Raw genomic sequence first — 17,292 nt, 5'->3', positions numbered from 1 at the left:
CTACGCCTGGGGGAAATGGTGCTCAATTACGCGGTACGGGCCCCCTGATGAGCCGCACCGGTGTGATGTCCGTCATCTGAGACGTGACGCGCATCTCTTCACCGCCACACGGCACCTCACGAGCGCTAACCTCCGCCGGAGAGCAGAAATGTAAACAGGTGTTAAGGGGTGCCGCAGTGGCCAGGAAGCTCGCCGTCATCGGGGCCGGACTCATGGGGTCCGGTATCGCGCAGGTCTCGGCCCAGGCGGGCTGGGAGGTCGTGCTGCGTGATGTCACCGACGCGGCTCTGACCCGTGGCACCGACGGCATCAAGGCCTCGTACGACAAGTTCGTCGCCAAGGGCAAGCTCGAAGCGGCCGACGCCGAGGCGGCATTGGCGCGCATCACCACGACCACCGATCTGGACGCCGCCGCCGACGCTGACATCGTCGTCGAGGCGGTCTTCGAGAAGCTCGAGGTCAAGCACGAGATCTTCCGTACGCTCGACAAGCTCGTACGGGACGACGCCGTCCTCGCCTCCAACACCTCCGCCATCCCGATCACGAAGATCGCCGCGGTGACGGACCGTCCGGAGCGCGTCGTCGGCGCCCACTTCTTCTCGCCCGTGCCGATGATGCAGCTGTGCGAGCTGGTGCGCGGCTACAAGACGAGCGACGAAACCCTCGCCACCACGCGGGAGTTCGCCGAGTCCGTCGGCAAGACCTGCATTGTCGTCAACCGCGACGTCGCCGGGTTTGTCACCACCCGCCTCATCTCGGCGCTCGTCGTCGAGGCCGCGAAGCTGTACGAATCGGGCGTCGCGTCCGCCGAGGACATCGACATCGCCTGCAAGCTGGGCTTCGGCCACGCCATGGGGCCGCTCGCCACCGCCGACCTGACGGGCGTGGACATCCTGCTGCACGCCACGAGCAACATCTACACCGAGTCCCAGGACGAGAAGTTCGCACCGCCGGAGCTGATGCGCCGGATGGTGGACGCCGGTGACATCGGGCGCAAGAGCGGGCAGGGCTTCTACAAGCACTGACCCTCATCGACCGGTTTGGTATCACCCTGAGGGGTGAATTCGGTATCGGTTCGCTTACAAGGCGCAACTGCTCCGCCCATGCGGCAGTCAGTTGTTGCAATACAAGAGCAAACCAGCAGAGCAAACCAGAAGAGATCACAGGGCACTGACGCACTCACGGGGAGCGGATATGCACATCAGGGGCGACCACGCCGAGCTGGTCGTCGGGGGCCGCCTCGACGTCCGCAGCGCGGCGGACGCCCGTACGGTCCTGCACTCGGCCGTCGACGACGGAGACGGCGACCTCGTGCTCGACCTGACCGACCTCGACTCCTGGGACGCCACCGGTCTTGGGGTCATCATGGGCGCACACCGCCGGGCCGGCCGGTGCGGTCGCCGGCTGGTGCTGCGCGGCGTACCGCCACAGATGCAGAGACTGCTCGTCGCCACCAGGCTGCACCGGATTCTTGCCATCGAAGGCGGCATCGCGGCCGAATCGCTTCCTCGGGTGTGAACCGTACGACGCTCGCAATCCTCATGAGACTGTGACGTCACGGGCGGGGCAGCACCCCGCCCCTATGGAGATACTGAGCGAAGGTCTATGGTTCGGTCGCCCGCCGAATTGAAAGACCCATGCGGTGGGCACCGGACCGAAGCGACAGCGGGGCGTGCAGAAAGCCGGGAGGGACAATCCGCACGCGGCTCCGCCACCAGAACCCAAAAACACCTTGGCGGGGACGAAGCTAAGCGAATCGCATCTGGGGGGCTTGGACCATGGACAACGACAGTTTCGGGGAGGGCGCGGGCCAGGCCCGGCCCCCGCGCGACACCGGCGCCCCGGACTTGAAGAAGTCGGCACCGGCGCTCGCGCGCACCGTCCAGCTTGTGGCGGGCGACTTTCTGCTGACCGTCAATCCCGTCGACGGCAGCGAGATAGAGCCTTGCCCGCCGGGAGAGCAGCCCACGCGACCTGCCCGGCGGAGCGCCTCCGAGCGCGCCGAGCGGCAGCGTGCGGCGCAGCCTCCCGTACCGCCGGGGCCTCCCGCACCGCGGCTCCCGCTGCTGGAGCGCGGCGAGGAGCGTGAGCGGCTGGTACGGCTGCTCGGCCACGGGCGGTCGGTCCGGCTCACCGGACCCGCCGGCTCGGGGCGCAGTGCCCTGCTCGACATCGTCGCCGAGGACTGCGCGAACCTCGCACCCGACGGAGTCGTACGCCTCAACGGCCATCACCGCACCCCCACCGAGCTGCTCCACGAGCTCTTCGCCGTCGTCCACAGCGCACCGCTGCACCGGCCCGACCGTGCCGCGCTGCTCGCACACGTCCGGGACATCGGCGCGATCGTCGTCCTCGACGACCTGGAGTTCGGCGGCGCCGCCCTCGGCGAGCTGCTCGACGCAGCGCCCGAGTGTGCCTTCCTCGTCGCAGCCACTCCCGACGTCGCCGCTCCCGCGGCCGACTCGCACCTCGAAGAGGTCTTCCTTTCAGGACTCGGCCGCAGCGCCTCGCTGGAGCTGCTGCAGCGCACCGTGGAGCGGCCGCTCACCGAGGACGAGTCGAACTGGGCGGGCGACCTCTGGTTCGAGTCGGAGGGCCTGCCGCTGCGCTTCGTCCAGGCGGGCGCCCTGCTGCGGCAGTGCGACAGCCTGCGCGCGGACCCCGAGACCATCGACGACTACACGCCTTTCGACGGCGTCCAGGAAATCGACGTGCCGCTGCCGACGCTGGGGGAGGGGGCCGCGCCCGCGGCACTGCTCGCCTCCCGGCTGAGCGAGTCGGCCCGCGAGACCCTGCGCTTCGCCGTCGCGCTCGGCGGCGAGGTCCCGCACCAGGCCCATCTGCCTGCGCTCGTCGGGGACACCCACGCGGACGCCGCACTCGGCGAGCTGATGAGCTGTGGCCTGCTCTCCCCGGTCGGCTCCCGCTACCGGCTCGCGGCCGGTGTGATGGCGCAGCTGACGGAGAAGGGTTACGCCGACGACGCGGCCGCACACGCCCACACCGCCGCCCAGCACTACACCTGGTGGGCCGGGCACCCCTCCGTCACCCCCGAACGGGCCGTGGCCGAGGCGGGCGCCGTCCTCGTCGCGCTGTCCATGCTGCTGCCCGGGCTGGGGGCACCTCCCGGGCGGAGCTCCGGGGGCGAGGCCGGACACCCCAGCGCGGCCGTACTGCTCGCCCGCAGCGCCGCGCCCGCCTTCGCGGCGGGGCTGCACTGGGCCGCCTGGGAGCGGGCCCTGCGGGTCGGCTCCGAAGCGGCCCGACTCGCGGGCGAGGTCGCCGAAGAGGCGTACTTCCACCATGAGCTGGGCGTCCTCGCACTGTGCACCGGCAACGTGGAACGTGCGCGCGCCGAGCTCGAAGCGTCGATCGGCATGCGCGGTGCGCTCGCCGACAAGCGCGGCACCGTCGCGGGACGCAGGGCGCTCGCACTCGTCGAGGACCGCTCGGGCGGACCCGTCGCAGGCGGCCGCACCCCCGCGGGCGAGGAAGTTCCGGCCGCGCGGCACGAGGAGTCGGCGTCGCCGCCCGGGGGCGTACCGTCGCCCGTACTGCCGCTGGGCAGGAGCATCGGACCCGGCCCTGGGGCCGTGGGACAGCCCAGGGAGGCGGAGGAGCCCGCGACGCTGCTGGCACGGCAGACGCCGCACGCGGGCGGCGGGAATTCCGGCCGCCGCAACATCTTCGGCGGTGCACGGCGCAACCTGGTCGCCGCGGGCGCCGGCGCGCTGCTCGCCGCGGTGCTCGGCACGGTGGTGACGCTCGGAGCGACCTCGGACCACCAGGACCCGCCGGGCAGCAAGGTCAGGAACGGCCAGTCCGCGAACGAGGACGACGGCAGCGACGGCCTGGACGCGGACGTCCCCGCCGACGGCTCGACCAACAGCCCGGGCGGCGCACCCGCGGAGGACCCGAAGAACCCGGACCCGGTGACGCCGGGGGCGAGTTCGTCGACGGGTGGCGCGTCGACGCCGGGCGGGAAGCCGTCGTCGAGTTCGTCCACGCCGAGTAGGCCGACGACGTCCGGTAGGCCGACGACGCCGACGAAGCCACCGACGACCAAGCCGACGCCGACGAAGCCTCCGACGACTCCGCCGACCACGCCGCCGACGACCACCCCTCCGCCCAGTTCGCCGCCGCCGTCGACCTCGCCGCCGCCTGCCGGTGGCAGCGAGGGCACGGCCAGCGCCCCCATGACCACCAGCGCGGCCCCGTCGGACTCCAGCAGCGCACCGGTCATCTGACGGTCATCACCCAAAACGCCGGACGGGCTGCAATGTGCAGCCCGTCCGGCGTTTGAGGACTGGGGGTCCGGGGCGAAGCCCCAGGTTGCGCCAGTGTCAGAACAGCCTCAGCTTGTCGTCTTCAATGCCCCGCAGCGCGTCGTAGTCCAGCACCACGCACCCGATCCCGCGGTCTGTCGCCAGCACCCGTGCCTGAGGCTTGATCTCCTGCGCCGCGAACACGCCCTTCACCGGGGCCAGATGCGGGTCCCGGTTCAGCAGCTCCAGATAGCGCGTCAGCTGCTCGACCCCGTCGATCTCGCCGCGCCGCTTGATCTCGACGGCCACCGTCCCGCCGTCCGAGTCGCGGCACAGAATGTCCACCGGGCCGATGGCGGTGGGGTATTCGCGGCGGATCAGGCTGTAGCCCTCGCCCAGGGTTTCGATCCGGTCCGCGAGCAGCTCCTGCAGATGCGCTTCCACGCCGTCCTTGATCAGGCCGGGGTCCACGCCCAGTTCGTGCGAGGAGTCATGGAGGATTTCCTCCATCGTGATGATCAGTTTCTCGCCCGCTTTGTTGATGACCGTCCAGACGCTGTCGTCGCCCTCCTTGAGCGTGCAGGGAGGGGACATCCAGTTCAGTGGTTTGTACGCCCTGTCGTCCGCGTGGATCGAGACACTGCCGTCTGCCTTGACCAGGATCAGACGGGGGGCGGAGGGCAGGTGGGCCGTGAGCCGGCCCGCGTAGTCCACGGAGCAGCGGGCGATGACAAGACGCATGGTCGGCAACGCTACTCGACGCACGCCGGTGCGCGCGATTCGCCCACCCGGCGCCCACCGCCACCCTGCTCGAGGCCCTTCGGGCCGCCTGCCCCATTTTCGCCCTGTTCGTTATTGGCCGGTTGTGCTCCCAATCTCCTGGTGCGCTCCGGACGGCGCACTTACCGTGGAAGCAGGAGGTTGTCGGTCGTGCACTCTGCGTCGTCATACGTCGTTCGTATGTCGTCGTTGTCCGTCGTCCTCCTTCCCTGCCCGTAAGACCCCGTTCACGGGGTCGCGAGAGGAGAACCCATGTCGCTCGACGTCTCACCGGCGCTGTTGGAACAGGCCGAGCGAGGCGAGGTCGATGAAGCTGCATTCGTCGACTGCGTCCGGACCTCCCTGCCCTACGCATGGGAGATGATCAGTTCTCTGGTGGCTCAGCTGAAGGTGGACGGCGGCGACTTCGCCGACAACCAGACGCCTCCGCCGGACGAGCAGGCACGTGGTCAGCTGCTGCGCGCGCTCGCGAGTGACGCCATTCGCGGTGCGCTCCAGCGGCACTTCGGGGTGCGCCTGGCATTCCAGAACTGCCACCGCGTCGCGGTGTTCCCGCTGGACTCCTCGGTCGATGAGCGGCTTGGCCGCTTCACTTCCGTACGTGCCCAGTTGCTCAACCAGTCGCCCGGACTCCGCGACTGCTGACGTCTTTTGCTGCCGCTCCGCATCGCGGGAGGTGCTACAGATGTCGGAGCGGCAGCACCTCCCGTGCGGCAGTGATCGCCGCGTCAGCTCAGCAGGGGGAGCACTTCCGTGCCGAGCCGCCGCACGTTCTCCTCGGTGGCGGCGAGATCGCCGGAGCCCTCGGCGAGCAGGGCGAAGCGGGTGATGCCAGTACGTTCCGCGGTGGCCGCGATCCGGTCCGCGGCGAGCCGCGGCGGGCCCACCGGGTGCAGCCCGCACAGCAGTTCCGTGTATGCCACCGGGTCCCGCATGGTGCGGTGCCGTCCGTCGACCGTCACATGGGCGTCCAGGCCCCGCTTGAGCCAGCCCGGCATCGCCTTGACCAGAGTCTCCATGGCCTCGGCCCCGCGGTCCCCGATCTGGGCCACGCCGGCCGACACATGTCCCGCGTGCTCGACCTCTTCGGGTGAATGTCCTGCGGCGAGTGCGTGCGTACGCCAGAGTGCGACCATGTCCGCCTTTTCCTCGTCGCCGCAGTGCATCCCGAGCAGCATCGGCAGTCCGCGCCCGGCGGCGAGCTTCACGCTTTTCGGGGACGTACAGGCGACGATCACCTCGGGGCCGTCGGGCGGGCCGCCGATCAGCTCGTCCGGCCTTGGTACGACCGGGACTTCACGGAAGGTGAATCGTTCCCCCTCGGCGGCGACGCGGGGTTCGCGCAGCCAGCGCAGCAGCAGGTCCAGGGACTCGGGAAAGTCCTTCTCGTACGCCGCGAGACCGGTGCCGAAGACCTCCAGATCGACCCAGGGGCCGCCCCGGCCCACCCCCACGGAGAACCTGCCTCCGCTTGTGAGGTGCAGCAGCGCGGCCTGCTCGCCCAGCGCCACGGGATGGACGTTCGGCAGCACGCTCACGGCCGTGCCCACGCGGATGCGGCGGGTGCGGCCGAGCAGCAGCGCGGCGAGGGTCACAGCCGACGGGCACACGCCGTACGGCACGAAATGGTGCTCGGCGAGCCAGACCGAATCGAGCCCGGACTCCTCAGCGACCTCGGCGGACCGCACCGCTCGGTGCAGTGCCTCCCCCTGCCCCTGGCCCGGGAATTGGGCCGCCAGTACAAACGTTCCCACGCGCATCGCCTTTTGCCTCCTTGCGGCCGACGCGTCACTCCCCCTGCCGGCAACAACGTCTGACACGTGCCAAAGGCACGGCCGATCGTGAAGTTGTTGCGATTTTCCGGTAACTGCCCCCTGTGGGTGCCACGGTCTCACGCTGTGCGGTACGTGTACCCCCGGCCGCGGCCCGTAGGCTGGATGGGAACTGTCCTGACTTGCCCCGTGAGGTGTCACGTGTCCCCGCGCCGCAACCGCCCCCGAGGCGGCGAGAAGCCGACCGAGCAAGCCAGCGAGCCGGGCGAGAGGTACGGCGGCTTCGGAGGGAGCGAGTCCTGGCAGGGCGAGGAGTGGTCGGTCCGCCATGTCGCTGGCGCAAGTGCCGGGGGCAAGCGGTACCGCTGCCCCGGCTGCGATCAGGAGATCCCCTCAGGGGTGCCGCATGTGGTCGCCTGGCCGGAACACGGTGGCGTGGAGGACCGGCGGCACTGGCACAAGGCGTGCTGGAACGCGAAGGACCGCCGCACCACGCGGGTGCAGCGGTCCCGTAACGCGCCCAAGTACTGAAGAGCGCTCAGACGTCGCGCTTCTGGAGCGAGAAGAAGGCTCCCGCCATCGCCACGGCCGTCACCCCGAGCAGGATCCACATCGGGGTCCAGCCGGTCGGGCCCGTGTCGGTCAGCGCGGCCTCGCTGTAGAACGCGATGAGCAGGCTCGGGATCGCGTAGTCCAGAAGGGCCTGCTGCACGTCCTTGAGCGACTGCGAGAACATGAACATGGCGGCCACCAGCGGCAGCAGCATGACGCCGATCATGATGGTGATCGCGCCCGCCGAGTGCCGGATGATCGTGCCGACGGCGAGGGCCAGCAGCCCGAGCGTGGCGACGAACAGGCCCACGCCGACCGTCGCGCGGAACCACTCTTCACTGGTCGCGGCAGTGCCCGTGCTGACGATGCTGTTCTGCAGCGCGCCGACGAGCGCGGCCAGGACCGTGGTGAGGGTGAAGACGAGCCCGAAGAAGACGATCGACTTGGCGGCGAGCACGCGTGCGCGGCCGGGGCACGCCGTCAGGGTCGTACGGATCATGCCCGTGCCGAACTCGGACGCGATCGTGAGCACACCCAGCGTGACCACGCAGATGGAGCCGAGCAGGACACCGTAGAAGCCGAGGAAGAGAGGCGACTGGCTCTCCAGATCGGCGTCGGATGCCGACACGGCCCACGCGGCGAGCAGACCGATGCCGACCATCAGCACGATCATGACCCCGAGCGTCCACATCGTGGAGCGTACGGAGCGGATCTTGGTCCACTCGGAGGCGAGCGCGTCTCCGAGGTGGGCGCTGCGCACCGGGATCGGCGAGGAGTACGCCCCGGCGGGCGCGCCGTGCTGCTGGTACGTCGCCTGCTGCTGGTACGGGGTGCTCATCGGGCGTCCTCGGGCTTGGTCAGGTCGGCGGGGGCGGCGGCCGGGGGCATGGCAGGCGGAGCGGCGGGGGCGACAGGCCCGGCGGGCGCGCCGGGGGCCATGGGCGCGGCGTACGGGTTCTGGCCGGGCTGGGGCGGCGGCGGGGCGTACCAGCCCTGCTGCGGCACCTCGGGCATCTGCGGCATCGGCGGGGCGTACCCCATCGGCTGCTGCTGCATCAGGCCCGACTTCTCGTCGGCCGTCGAGCGGTAGTCGACCGCGCCCTGCGTCATCCGCATGTACGCCTCCTCCAGCGAGGCCTGGTGCGGCGAGAGCTCCCACAGCCTTACGTCCGCGGAGTGCGCGAGATCGCTGATCTGCGGCAGCGGCAGCCCGGTGACCCGCAGTGCGCCGTCCGGCTCCGGCATGACCTGCCCGCCGGCCTCGGTGAGTGCGGCGGAAAGCTTCTCGCGCTGCTGCGGCTCGGTCTGGGGCGTACGCACCCGGGCGAAGTCCGCCGAGTTGTGCGAGATGAAGTCCTTGACGCTCATGTCCGAGAGCAGCTGTCCGCGCCCGATCACGATCAAGTGGTCGGCGGTGAGCGCCATTTCGCTCATCAGGTGCGAGGAGACGAAGACGGTTCGGCCTTCGGCGGCGAGCTGCTTCATCAGATTGCGGACCCAGAGGATGCCTTCCGGGTCCAGGCCGTTGACCGGCTCGTCGAAGAGCAGTACCTGCGGGTCGCCGAGCAGCGCGGCCGCGATGCCGAGGCGCTGGCCCATGCCGAGCGAGAAGCCCTTGGAGCGCCTCTTGGCGACTTCCTGGAGACCGACGACACCGAGTACCTCGTCGACCCGGCGCGCGGGGATGCCGGAGAGCTGCGCCAGCGAGAGCAGATGGTTGCGCGCGCTGCGGCCGCCGTGCACCGCCTTGGCGTCGAGGAGGGCACCGACCTGGCGGGGAGCGTTCGGCAGCTGCCGGTAGGGGCGGCCACCGATCGTCACCTGGCCGGCGGTCGGCTGGTCGAGCCCGAGGATCATGCGCATGGTCGTCGACTTGCCCGCGCCGTTGGGGCCGAGGAACCCGGTGACGGCGCCGGGCCGCACCTGGAAGGAAAGGTTGTACACGGCCGTCTTGGCGCCGTAGCGCTTGGTCAGGCCGACTGCCTCGATCATTCTCCAGCCCCATCGACTTTCGGGTCGTCGGGGCAGAGGCCGCTTGGCCGTACGCCCCCGTAAGAGTTAGGAGGATATCCGGGCTTTGACGGTTCCGGCCAAGCCGTAACGCTACGGTCTCGGCGGAAGCGAGTCGTCGGCGTACGGCAGAAAGTCCGTCCGCGGCAGCACCCAGCCCTCTTCGGCGAAGATTCGCGTGCCCTCCTCACGCAGCGCCCGGTCCGCGCCCGCCTTCGTCACCCAGGCCGCCGGACCGGGTCCCAGCAGCTCACGCAGCCGGGGCGAGGCCGCAAGCAGCGCCGCGAGCAGTGCGGACTGGTCGCCGCCGCCGGGGCGGGGCGTGCCGTCCGGGTCCGCGAGGACGCCGTGCGCACTGAAGTAGATGTACGCGCCGTCCAGCCGCTCCCCGGACGGCATCGTCATCGCGAAGGCGTCACCCGGCAGCAACGCCCGCCGGTAGTTGGGGAATTCGGTGTCGTCGAAAGCTGCGAGCTGGGTGGAATCCAGCCATGTGACGACGAGGACCGTCTCCGCGTCCCGGTCTGCGTACGGCGTGCACGCCACATAGCCGGCCGCACTGATGTGGCCCGAGCAGCCGGCACGGATGCCGCGCACCCGCACCGGCACCATCGGCACGGTCGCGGGGATGCCGAGCCGGGTGAGCTTGTGGCCGACCTGTCCCGGCGAGGCGTTCGAGCCGACCGCGATGACGGGGTGACGGCGTCCCGTGACCACCTGGCCGAGGCCGGAGAGCACCTCGTCCACGCTCCGCTGCCGCGCCTGCTCCTCGCTCTCATCGACGTACCAGTCGCCGAGCCGAACCGGGCGTACGTACAGCCGCAGGAGCTCGCCGCCGCTGAGCAGCGAGGGCTCGGTGACGGGCCGGCCCGGATAGCTCAGGGGCTCCTTGAGCGGCACAGGGTCGGGGCCCAGCGCTTCGAGGCTTCGGTCCTTCACGGCAGACGTCCCTTGACCCGCGCGGTGATCGCTACGCATCCCTCTTCTTGAGCACCAGATAGCCGCCGATCAGCGCCGCGATCACCCACAGGACCATGATCCCCAGCCCGCCCCACGGCCCGTACGGTGCCTTGTCGCTGCCCATCGCGTCCGGAACCACCTGCATGATCTTGGACCCGGCCTGGTCGGGGAAGTAACGGGCGACCGTCTTCGCCTTCGGTACGGACGCGAGGATCTGCGAGACCAGGAAGAAGAACGGCATCAGGATGCCCAGCGACAGCATGGAGCTGCGCAGCATCGTCGCCACACCCATCGAGAACAGGGCGATCAGCCCCATGTACAGCCCGCCGCCGACGACCGCCCGCAGGACATTGTCCGCGCCGATCGTCGTGCGGTGATCGCCCAGCAGCGCCTGCCCCAGGAAGAAGGAGAGGAAGCTCGTCGCCAGACCGACCACCAGCGCCAGCGCGGTCGCCACCGCGATCTTGCTGAAGAGGAAGGTGGCGCGCTGCGGCACGGCGGCCAGCGAGGTGCGGATCATCCCGGAGCTGTACTCCGTGCCGACCACGAGCACCCCGAAGACCACCATCGCCAGCTGTCCGAGGACCATCCCGGAGAAGCTGATGAACGTCGGGTCGAAGGTGAGCTGCTCCTGGCGGCCCAGGTCGTCGAAGGTGGACTTCAGCAGCGCGCTGAGCGCCGCCCCCATCGCGACGGTGACGACGAGCGCGCTCACCAGGGTCCAGGTGGTCGAGGAGACCGTACGGATCTTGGTCCACTCGGACTGCAGGACCGCGGGTACCGAGGCCATGGGTCAGGCTCCCTTGCTGCTCTGGTAGCTCTGGCCCCACTGGGGAGCCGGGGGCTGCACCGGTGGCGGTGCCCCCTCGTGCGTGGAGTGCGCGTGGTACTCCACCGACCCTGCTGTCATCTGCATGAACGCCTCCTCCAACGAGGCGCGTTGCGCGCTCAGTTCATGGAGCACCAGCTGGTGCTGGGCGGCCAGCTCACCGAGCTGCTCGGCCGTGGCGCCGTCGACCTCCAGCATCCCGTTGCCCGACTCGACGGCGACGAATCCCGACTCGTGGAGCACATCGCGCAGCCGCTCCTGCTGGGGGGAGCGAAGCCGTACATAGCTCCTGGAGTTCTGGTGAATGAAATCCGCCATCGACGTGTCGGCCAGAAGTCGCCCCTGCCCGATCACGATCAAGTGGTCGGCGGTCAGCGCCATTTCGCTCATCAGATGGGAGGAGACGAAGATCGTGCGTCCTTCTGATGCCAGAGTCTTCATGAGATTGCGGATCCAGTGAATTCCTTCGGGATCCAGGCCATTGACCGGCTCGTCGAACATCAAGATCTCCGGATCGCCGAGCAGCGCGGAGGCGATTCCCAGCCGCTGGCCCATACCGAGCGAGAAGCCCTTGGACTTCTTCTTCGCCACCGACGTCAGCCCGACCGTGTCCAGGACCTCGGCGACACGGGAGGCGGGGATGCGGTTCGACTGGGCAAGACAGAGCAGGTTGTTGTACGCGCTGCGCCCGCCGTGCATCGCCTTGGCGTCGAGCAGCGCACCGATGTACTTCAGCGGCTCCTGGAGGTCGCGGTAGTGCTTGCCGTCGATCCTGACCGTTCCGCTGGTCGGGTTGTCGAGATCGAGCATCATCCGCATCGTCGTCGACTTGCCCGCGCCGTTGGGGCCGAGGAAGCCGGTCACCACACCCGGCCGGACCGTGAAGGAGAGCTGGTCGACCGCGGTCAGACTGCCGAAGCGTTTGGTGAGGCCCTCGAGCTCAATCATGCGGCCACGCTAAGCGCGCCCAGTGGCCTGCGCCACCGGAGTTCTTGTACGCGCGAGTGCCCGGCGCCGCAAGGGCACCGGGCACTCGGAGACGTACCGCAGAGGACGAGCCTTGCGGCTCGGAAACCCGGCGGGACCAGCGGGACTAGCGGGACTGCTGTGCCGGGACGCCGCGGGAGATCGGCTCGTCGTCGGCGGGGGTGCCGGCCGCGGCCACGGCCGCACCGGTCAGCGTGGCCAGCATCTCGCGGACGTTGGTCAGCTGCGCGTTGATCGAGTCGCGGCGGTTGGTGAGCGCCGCCAGCTCGCGCTCCGATTCGCTGCGGATCCGGTCGGCCTTGGCGTTCGCGTCGGCCACGATGTCCTCGGCCTGGCGCTGCGCGGTCTCCACCGTCTGACGGGCCCGGCGCTCCGCGTCCGTACGCAGCTTCTCGGCCTCCAGGCGCAGCTGCTCGGCGCGGTGCTCGATCTCCGCCAGGCGCTTCTCGGCCTTCGCCTGACGCGAAGCCAGGTCGCGCTCGGACTGCTCGCGGCGCTTGGCAAGGTTCGTCTCGAAGTCCGCGGCGGCCTGGGCGGCCTTGGCGCGGGTCTCCTCGAACAGTGCGTCAGCCTCTTCGCGCTTGGACTGCGCGTCCTTCTGCGCCTCGCCACGCAGTGTAGAGGCGTCGCTCTTCGCCTTCTCGACGATGCGGACGCCCTCGTCCTCGGCCTTGGACTTGCGCTCGGCGGCGAACGACTCGGCGTCGTTGCGCACCTGCTGGGCGGCGGACTCGGCGAGCTCACGGTGCTGCTCGGCCGCGCGACGGGCCTCCTCGCGCAGGTCCTTCGCCTCCTCCTCGGCGAGGCGGAGGATCTTCTCGACGCGGGCACCGAGACCGGCGTACGACGGCTCCGCGTCGTTGACCTGGGCCTGGGCGTTCTGCGTCTCGAGGTGGAGCTCCTCGATGCGCTTTTCCAGAGAGGTGATTCGGGCGAGAGCACTGTCACGGTCGGCGACGAGCTTGGTAATGCGGTCATCCACCTGACCGCGGTCGTAACCACGCCGCACGAGCTCGAAGCCGAAGGGGGAGGAAGTGTCGCTCATGGGGTTCCTGTCGAATGAGACCGGTGAGGTGTTAGGGGGAATCCTAGGGGTCAAAGCGGCGTGTCATCGAGCGGATGCCCGTTTGATCTGGAGAATGTCCAGCCTTTTGAGTGGCTAGCTCTCGGATGACTTGCCACTCGAACGTGTAACCCCTGCTGTCGCACCTGCTTTCACGCCGCCGCCCTCCTTGCTACCCCCGGACGGCGCCTCGAAAGACTCCAACGCTTCAAGCACGTCCTGGACACGCGAAATCTCCGCCTGAATGTCCTCGCGCCTGCGGACCAGGACATCGAGCTCGCGCTTGCCCTCGCCGACCAGTCGGTCCGCCTCGGCCTCGGCCTCGGTCCGCAGCCGCTCCGCCTCGCGGATCAGCTCGGCCTTCTTCTGCCCGGCCTCCTTGAGCAGGCCCTCCGCCTTCTTGACCGCGGCGATCCGGACCTTGCTCGCCTCCGAATTGGCGTCGGCCATCAGCTCCTTGGCCTTCGCCTCCGCCTCGGCCTGCTGCTCGGTCGCCGCCCTCACCAGCTGGTCGACGCGCTCGCCGGCCGTCCTCACCTGCTCGGAGGTCTCCCGGCGGGCACGCTCGTGCAGCTCCTCGATCTCGGCATCGACCCGGGCCCGCAGCTCCTCGCCGCGCTCCCTTATGGCGGTGGCGTCCCGGCGCGCGCCGACGAGCAGCTCGTCCGCGTCCGTACGGGCCTGCTCCACCAGGGTGTTGCCCTCGACCGTCGACTCGGCGATCAGCCGCTCGGCCTCCTTGCGGGCCGCGCCCACCATCGTGTCGGCCTGCTCCTCGGCCTCGGTGGCCGCGCGCAGCGCCTCCTCCTGGGCCTTGTTGATGAGCTGGTCGGCCTGCTCGGCGGCGTCCGCGCGGCGCTTGGCCGCGGCCACGCGTGCCTCGTCGAGCGTACGGTCGGCCTCCTCGCGGGCCTCCGCACGCATCCGCTCCGCCGCCGCCTCGGCCTCCGCCTTGACCTTCTGGGCCTCGGACTTGATGCGCTCGGCGGCCTGCTGGGCGGAGCCCACCGTGTCGGCGGCCTCGGCGCGCAGCCGCTCCGCCTCGCCGGTCGCCTCGCCGATCAGCTGGTCGGCCTGGGCTGCGGCGTCGGAGCGGCGCTTGTCGGCCGCCTCGCGGGCCTCGTCCAGGATCTGCTCGCCCTCGGCCCGGATTCCGGCGTGCAGCCGCTCGGCCTCGGCCTCGGCCTCCGCCTTGATCTGCTCGGCCTCGCTGCGCAGCCGGACCGACGCCGCCTCGGCGCCTGCCAGCGCCTCGGCAGCCTCCCTACGCAGCCGCTCGCTCTCGCTCGTCGCCTCCCCGATGAGCAGATCGGCCTGGGCCGCGGCGTCGGAGCGCATGCGGTTGGCGTCCTCGCGGGCCTCGGCGCGGGCGCGCGAGGCGTCATGCTCGGCCGATGCGAGGGCGTCCGACGCTTCGGTACGCATCCGTTGCGCGTACTCGGCGGTGTCGGCGCGCAGCCGTTCCGACTCGGTGATCGCGTCGGACATCGTCCGCTCGGCGAGCGCGTTGGCGGCCTCGGTCTCCTCCTGGGCCCGCACCCGCAGCCGGTTGGCGTCCTCGGTAGCCCGCTCCCGCTCGGCGTACGCGTCGGCGCGGACCCGGTCCGCCTCCTCCTGCGCCTCGGTCCTGGTGCGGTCGGCCGCGTGCTCGGCGGCGGACCGCAGCCCGGCGATCTCCTGCTCGGCCTGCTCATGGAGGCCGTTGACGGAGTCGCGTACCTGCTGGGCGGTCTGCTCGGCCGCGGCGACCATCTCGGTGGCGCGGCGGTCGGCCTCCTCGACAAGGCGGTGCGCCTCGGTCTGCGCCTCCTCGACCCGGTTGCGGGCGGAGGCGAGCAGCTCCTCGCTCTGCTCGCGGGCGAGCTCGCGCTCCTGATTCGCTTCCGTACGCGCGGAGTCCAGGATCTCCTCGGCCTCGCGGCGGCGGCGGTTCGCCTCCTCCTGGGCGGCGGCCAGCGCCTCGGCGGCCTCGACTCCGATCCGGTCGGCGGCGGCCGCGGCCTCCGCGCGGAGCCGGTCGGTGCTCTCCTGCGCCTCGTTCTTGAGCCGCTCGGCCTCGTTGGCGGCATCGCTGCGCAGCCGTACGGCGATGTTCTCCGCCTCGGCACGGGTGGCCGAAGCGTCCGACGCGGCCTCCGTGCGCAGCCGTTCGGCCTCCTGCTCGGCCTGCGCCTGGAGCGTACGGATCCGCTCGGCCGCCTCCGTACGCAGCCGCTCGGTCTCCTCGGCGGCCTCGCGGCGGATCCGCTCGCCCTCGCCACGGGACTCGGCCAGGTTCTGCTCGGCCGATGCGAGACGGGACTCGGCCTCGGTGTGCAGCCGGGTCAGCTCGTCGGCGGCCTCGGCCTGGCGGGCTGCGATGCCGCGCTCGGCCTCCTCGCGCAGCTCGGCCCCGGCCTCCTCGGCCGCGGACTTGACGGCCTCAGCCTGCTCCTCGGCCTCGGTGCGCAGCCGTTCGGCCTCGGCGCGGGTGCGCTCCAGCGTCTCCTCGGCCTGCTTGCGCAGGGAGGTGGCACGCTCGATCGCTTCGGTGCGGACCCGCTGGCTGTCGGTCGTTGCAGCCGAACGCATCTCGTCGGCGTCGGCGCGCGCCTTGGTCAGCAGCTCCTCGGCGGTGCTGGCCGCCTCCTCGATCTGCTGGACGGCCTCGCGGCGGGCCTCGCCGCGGATCCGCTCGCCCTCGGCGACCGCCTCGGCCCGCAGCTGCTCGGCCTCGCCGCGCAGCCTGCGTGCCTCCTCCTGCAGTTCGACCGTCTTGGCGCGGTACTCCTTGGTGTCGTCCTTGGCCGCGCCCTTGAGCTGGTCGGCCTGCTCGGCGGCCTCACCGCGCAGCCTGTCCGCCTCGGCCTCGGCCTCGCGCTTGATCCGCTCGGCCTCCTCGCTCGCCGCGCGCGTGGTGGCCTTCGCGTCCTCGGAGGCCCTGGTCAGGACCTCCTCGGCGGTACGGGCCGCCTTGGCGAGCTGGGCGGCCGAGTCCTCGGCGGCGACCGTCTTGGCCTTCTCCTCCGCAGCGGCGACCAGCTTCTCGGCATCCGCGCGGGCGTCGGCGAGCGCCTGCTCGGCCTCCGCCTTGACCGCCTCGGCCTCGGTGGTGGCCTCGCCGACCAGTCGCGCGATCTCCGCCTTGGCGGTACGGGTGCGCTGCTCGTTGACGGACTCGGCGGACGCCAGCTGCTTGGCCGCCGACTCCTTGGCCTCGGTCAGGACCTTCTCGGACTCCGCGCGGGCCTCGCGCAGCTTCTCCTCCGCCTCCTGGATCCGCTGCTCGGCGGCGCGGCTCAGCTCGGAGGCCTGCTGGCGGGCCTGGTCGGACTCGGCGGTGGTGGACGAGCGCAGCTGCTCGGCGTGGCTGGTGGCTTCGTGCGCCTGGTTCGACGCGGCGTTCAGGAGCCGTTCGGCGTCCTTGCGGGCGCGCAGAAGGATCGCTTCCGCTTCGGACCTGGCCGCCTCCGCCTCGGAGCCGAGCCGCCGGCGGGCCTCTTCCGCGACCCGGGTGGCTTCGGCGCGGGCCGCGGCCAGCGCCTTCTCGGCCTCGGCGCGGGACTCGTCGAGCAGCCGGCGGGCCTGTGCCTCGGTACGGGCCCGCAGCTGCTCGGCCCAGGCCACGTTCTCGTTGACGTGCGCCTCGACGGTCTGGCGGCGCTCGGCCAGTTCCTGGTCCAGGCGCTGGCGGCGCTGGTTCGCCTCGGAGTGCAGCTCGGCCTGGAGACGGGCCTGGTGCTCGGCATGCTCCTGGAGGATGCGCTGGGTCTGTGCGCGGGCCTCGCGCAGCTCGCGCTCGGCGTCGGTGCGCAGCTGATCGGCCTGGATCTGGGCGTTACGGAGCAGCTGTTCTGCCTGGTAGCCGATGTCGGCGTTGTCGTAGGCAGGACGGGAGGCGAGACTGCGCCGCGCCTCATGGAGCTTGGCGCGCAATACCTCGACCTGGTAGCCGAGGTCCTCGGCGTGCTGGACGGCCTTCTCCCGCTCGGTCTTCAGCCGGTCCATCTCGGCTTCGAACCGCGAGAGGTGGTCGTCGTCAGCTCGGTGGCTCTCCTGGCGTTCGTAGCCCCGCACTGCGCGGTCCCATCCGTC

General features: G+C 70.8%; 14 protein-coding genes. 5 read left to right on the top strand and 9 right to left on the bottom strand.

Annotation, left to right across the window (positions count from 1 at the left end; all coding sequences use genetic code 11):
* Positions 1–176: 176 nt before the first annotated feature.
* The 3 genes from ABZS64_RS25255 to ABZS64_RS25245 all read left to right on the top strand — a co-directional run bounded on the left by ABZS64_RS25255 (position 177) and on the right by ABZS64_RS25245 (position 4,247).
* Positions 177–1,025: a 3-hydroxyacyl-CoA dehydrogenase family protein gene (locus ABZS64_RS25255; protein WP_355833865.1), complete on the top strand. Its 849-nt coding sequence runs from the start codon at positions 177–179 to the stop codon at positions 1,023–1,025.
* Between the two features lie 169 nt (positions 1,026–1,194).
* On the top strand, positions 1,195–1,518 hold the full coding sequence (locus ABZS64_RS25250) for an STAS domain-containing protein (protein WP_266487487.1): 324 nt from the start codon (positions 1,195–1,197) through the stop codon (positions 1,516–1,518).
* A 260-nt stretch (positions 1,519–1,778) separates the two neighbouring features.
* Positions 1,779–4,247: an ATP-binding protein gene (locus ABZS64_RS25245; protein ID WP_355833862.1), complete on the top strand. Its 2,469-nt coding sequence runs from the start codon at positions 1,779–1,781 to the stop codon at positions 4,245–4,247.
* A gap of 96 nt (positions 4,248–4,343) precedes the next feature.
* Here ABZS64_RS25245 and nucS read toward each other — a convergent pair whose 3' ends face one another.
* Positions 4,344–5,006, bottom strand: a complete 663-nt coding sequence (gene nucS / locus ABZS64_RS25240; protein ID WP_355833860.1) for an endonuclease NucS — start codon at positions 5,004–5,006, stop codon at positions 4,344–4,346.
* A gap of 291 nt (positions 5,007–5,297) precedes the next feature.
* Between nucS and ABZS64_RS25235 the strand changes: the two genes are divergently transcribed.
* Positions 5,298–5,690 carry an SCO5389 family protein gene (locus ABZS64_RS25235; RefSeq protein ID WP_355833857.1) on the top strand — a complete coding sequence of 131 codons (393 nt, stop codon included), beginning with the start codon at positions 5,298–5,300 and terminating at the stop codon, positions 5,688–5,690.
* Positions 5,691–5,773: 83 nt separating this feature from the next.
* Here the strand turns inward: ABZS64_RS25235 and ABZS64_RS25230 are convergent, their stop codons facing one another.
* Positions 5,774–6,805: an LLM class flavin-dependent oxidoreductase gene (locus tag ABZS64_RS25230; protein WP_355833856.1), complete on the bottom strand. Its 1,032-nt coding sequence runs from the start codon at positions 6,803–6,805 to the stop codon at positions 5,774–5,776.
* 213 nt (positions 6,806–7,018) lie between these two features.
* On the opposite strand from ABZS64_RS25230, the gene ABZS64_RS25225 reads away from it, so the two are divergent.
* Positions 7,019–7,348 carry an ATP/GTP-binding protein gene (locus tag ABZS64_RS25225; RefSeq protein ID WP_355833853.1) on the top strand — a complete coding sequence of 110 codons (330 nt, stop codon included), beginning with the start codon at positions 7,019–7,021 and terminating at the stop codon, positions 7,346–7,348.
* Positions 7,349–7,355: 7 nt separating this feature from the next.
* Here ABZS64_RS25225 and ABZS64_RS25220 read toward each other — a convergent pair whose 3' ends face one another.
* The 7 genes from ABZS64_RS25220 to scy all read right to left on the bottom strand — a co-directional run bounded on the left by ABZS64_RS25220 (position 7,356) and on the right by scy (position 17,274).
* Positions 7,356–8,207, bottom strand: coding sequence for an ABC transporter permease subunit (locus tag ABZS64_RS25220; RefSeq protein ID WP_355833850.1), 852 nt, complete (start codon positions 8,205–8,207; stop codon positions 7,356–7,358).
* Positions 8,204–9,361 carry an ABC transporter ATP-binding protein gene (locus ABZS64_RS25215; protein ID WP_355833847.1) on the bottom strand — a complete coding sequence of 386 codons (1,158 nt, stop codon included), beginning with the start codon at positions 9,359–9,361 and terminating at the stop codon, positions 8,204–8,206. The genes ABZS64_RS25220 and ABZS64_RS25215 overlap by 4 nt, the downstream gene beginning before the upstream one ends.
* 111 nt (positions 9,362–9,472) lie before the next feature.
* Positions 9,473–10,318 carry a hypothetical protein gene (locus ABZS64_RS25210; protein ID WP_355833844.1) on the bottom strand — a complete coding sequence of 282 codons (846 nt, stop codon included), beginning with the start codon at positions 10,316–10,318 and terminating at the stop codon, positions 9,473–9,475.
* A 31-nt stretch (positions 10,319–10,349) separates the two neighbouring features.
* Positions 10,350–11,129, bottom strand: a complete 780-nt coding sequence (locus ABZS64_RS25205; RefSeq protein WP_355833841.1) for an ABC transporter permease — start codon at positions 11,127–11,129, stop codon at positions 10,350–10,352.
* A 3-nt stretch (positions 11,130–11,132) separates the two neighbouring features.
* A complete protein-coding gene (locus ABZS64_RS25200; protein ID WP_355833838.1) occupies positions 11,133–12,116 on the bottom strand; it encodes an ATP-binding cassette domain-containing protein in 984 nt (327 codons plus the stop codon).
* A 145-nt stretch (positions 12,117–12,261) separates the two neighbouring features.
* Positions 12,262–13,200, bottom strand: coding sequence for a cellulose-binding protein (locus tag ABZS64_RS25195; RefSeq protein WP_355833835.1), 939 nt, complete (start codon positions 13,198–13,200; stop codon positions 12,262–12,264).
* A gap of 114 nt (positions 13,201–13,314) precedes the next feature.
* The gene (gene scy / locus ABZS64_RS25190; protein WP_355833832.1) at positions 13,315–17,274 is read right to left on the bottom strand and encodes a polarized growth protein Scy; all 3,960 of its coding nucleotides are present in this window, start codon (positions 17,272–17,274) and stop codon (positions 13,315–13,317) included.
* Positions 17,275–17,292 lie beyond the last annotated feature (18 nt).

Source organism: Streptomyces sp. NPDC005408 (assembly GCF_040606445.1).
GTDB lineage: Bacteria > Actinomycetota > Actinomycetes > Streptomycetales > Streptomycetaceae > Streptomyces.
Note: the sequence above shows the minus strand (reverse complement) of the source record. Positions and strands in the feature narration are given on the sequence as shown.

What these genes read in the sequence shown, in the direction of transcription:
- ABZS64_RS25250 (WP_266487487.1), top strand. Translation starts at nt 1,195, where the DNA reads ATGCACATCAGGGGCGACCACGCCGAGCTGGTCGTCGGGGGCCGCCTC.
- ABZS64_RS25245 (WP_355833862.1), top strand. Translation starts at nt 1,779, where the DNA reads ATGGACAACGACAGTTTCGGGGAGGGCGCGGGCCAGGCCCGGCCCCCG.
- nucS (WP_355833860.1), bottom strand. Translation starts at nt 5,006, where the DNA reads ATGCGTCTTGTCATCGCCCGCTGCTCCGTGGACTACGCGGGCCGGCTC.
- ABZS64_RS25235 (WP_355833857.1), top strand. Translation starts at nt 5,298, where the DNA reads ATGTCGCTCGACGTCTCACCGGCGCTGTTGGAACAGGCCGAGCGAGGC.
- ABZS64_RS25230 (WP_355833856.1), bottom strand. Translation starts at nt 6,805, where the DNA reads ATGCGCGTGGGAACGTTTGTACTGGCGGCCCAATTCCCGGGCCAGGGG.
- ABZS64_RS25220 (WP_355833850.1), bottom strand. Translation starts at nt 8,207, where the DNA reads ATGAGCACCCCGTACCAGCAGCAGGCGACGTACCAGCAGCACGGCGCG.
- ABZS64_RS25215 (WP_355833847.1), bottom strand. Translation starts at nt 9,361, where the DNA reads ATGATCGAGGCAGTCGGCCTGACCAAGCGCTACGGCGCCAAGACGGCC.
- ABZS64_RS25205 (WP_355833841.1), bottom strand. Translation starts at nt 11,129, where the DNA reads ATGGCCTCGGTACCCGCGGTCCTGCAGTCCGAGTGGACCAAGATCCGT.
- ABZS64_RS25200 (WP_355833838.1), bottom strand. Translation starts at nt 12,116, where the DNA reads ATGATTGAGCTCGAGGGCCTCACCAAACGCTTCGGCAGTCTGACCGCG.
- ABZS64_RS25195 (WP_355833835.1), bottom strand. Translation starts at nt 13,200, where the DNA reads ATGAGCGACACTTCCTCCCCCTTCGGCTTCGAGCTCGTGCGGCGTGGT.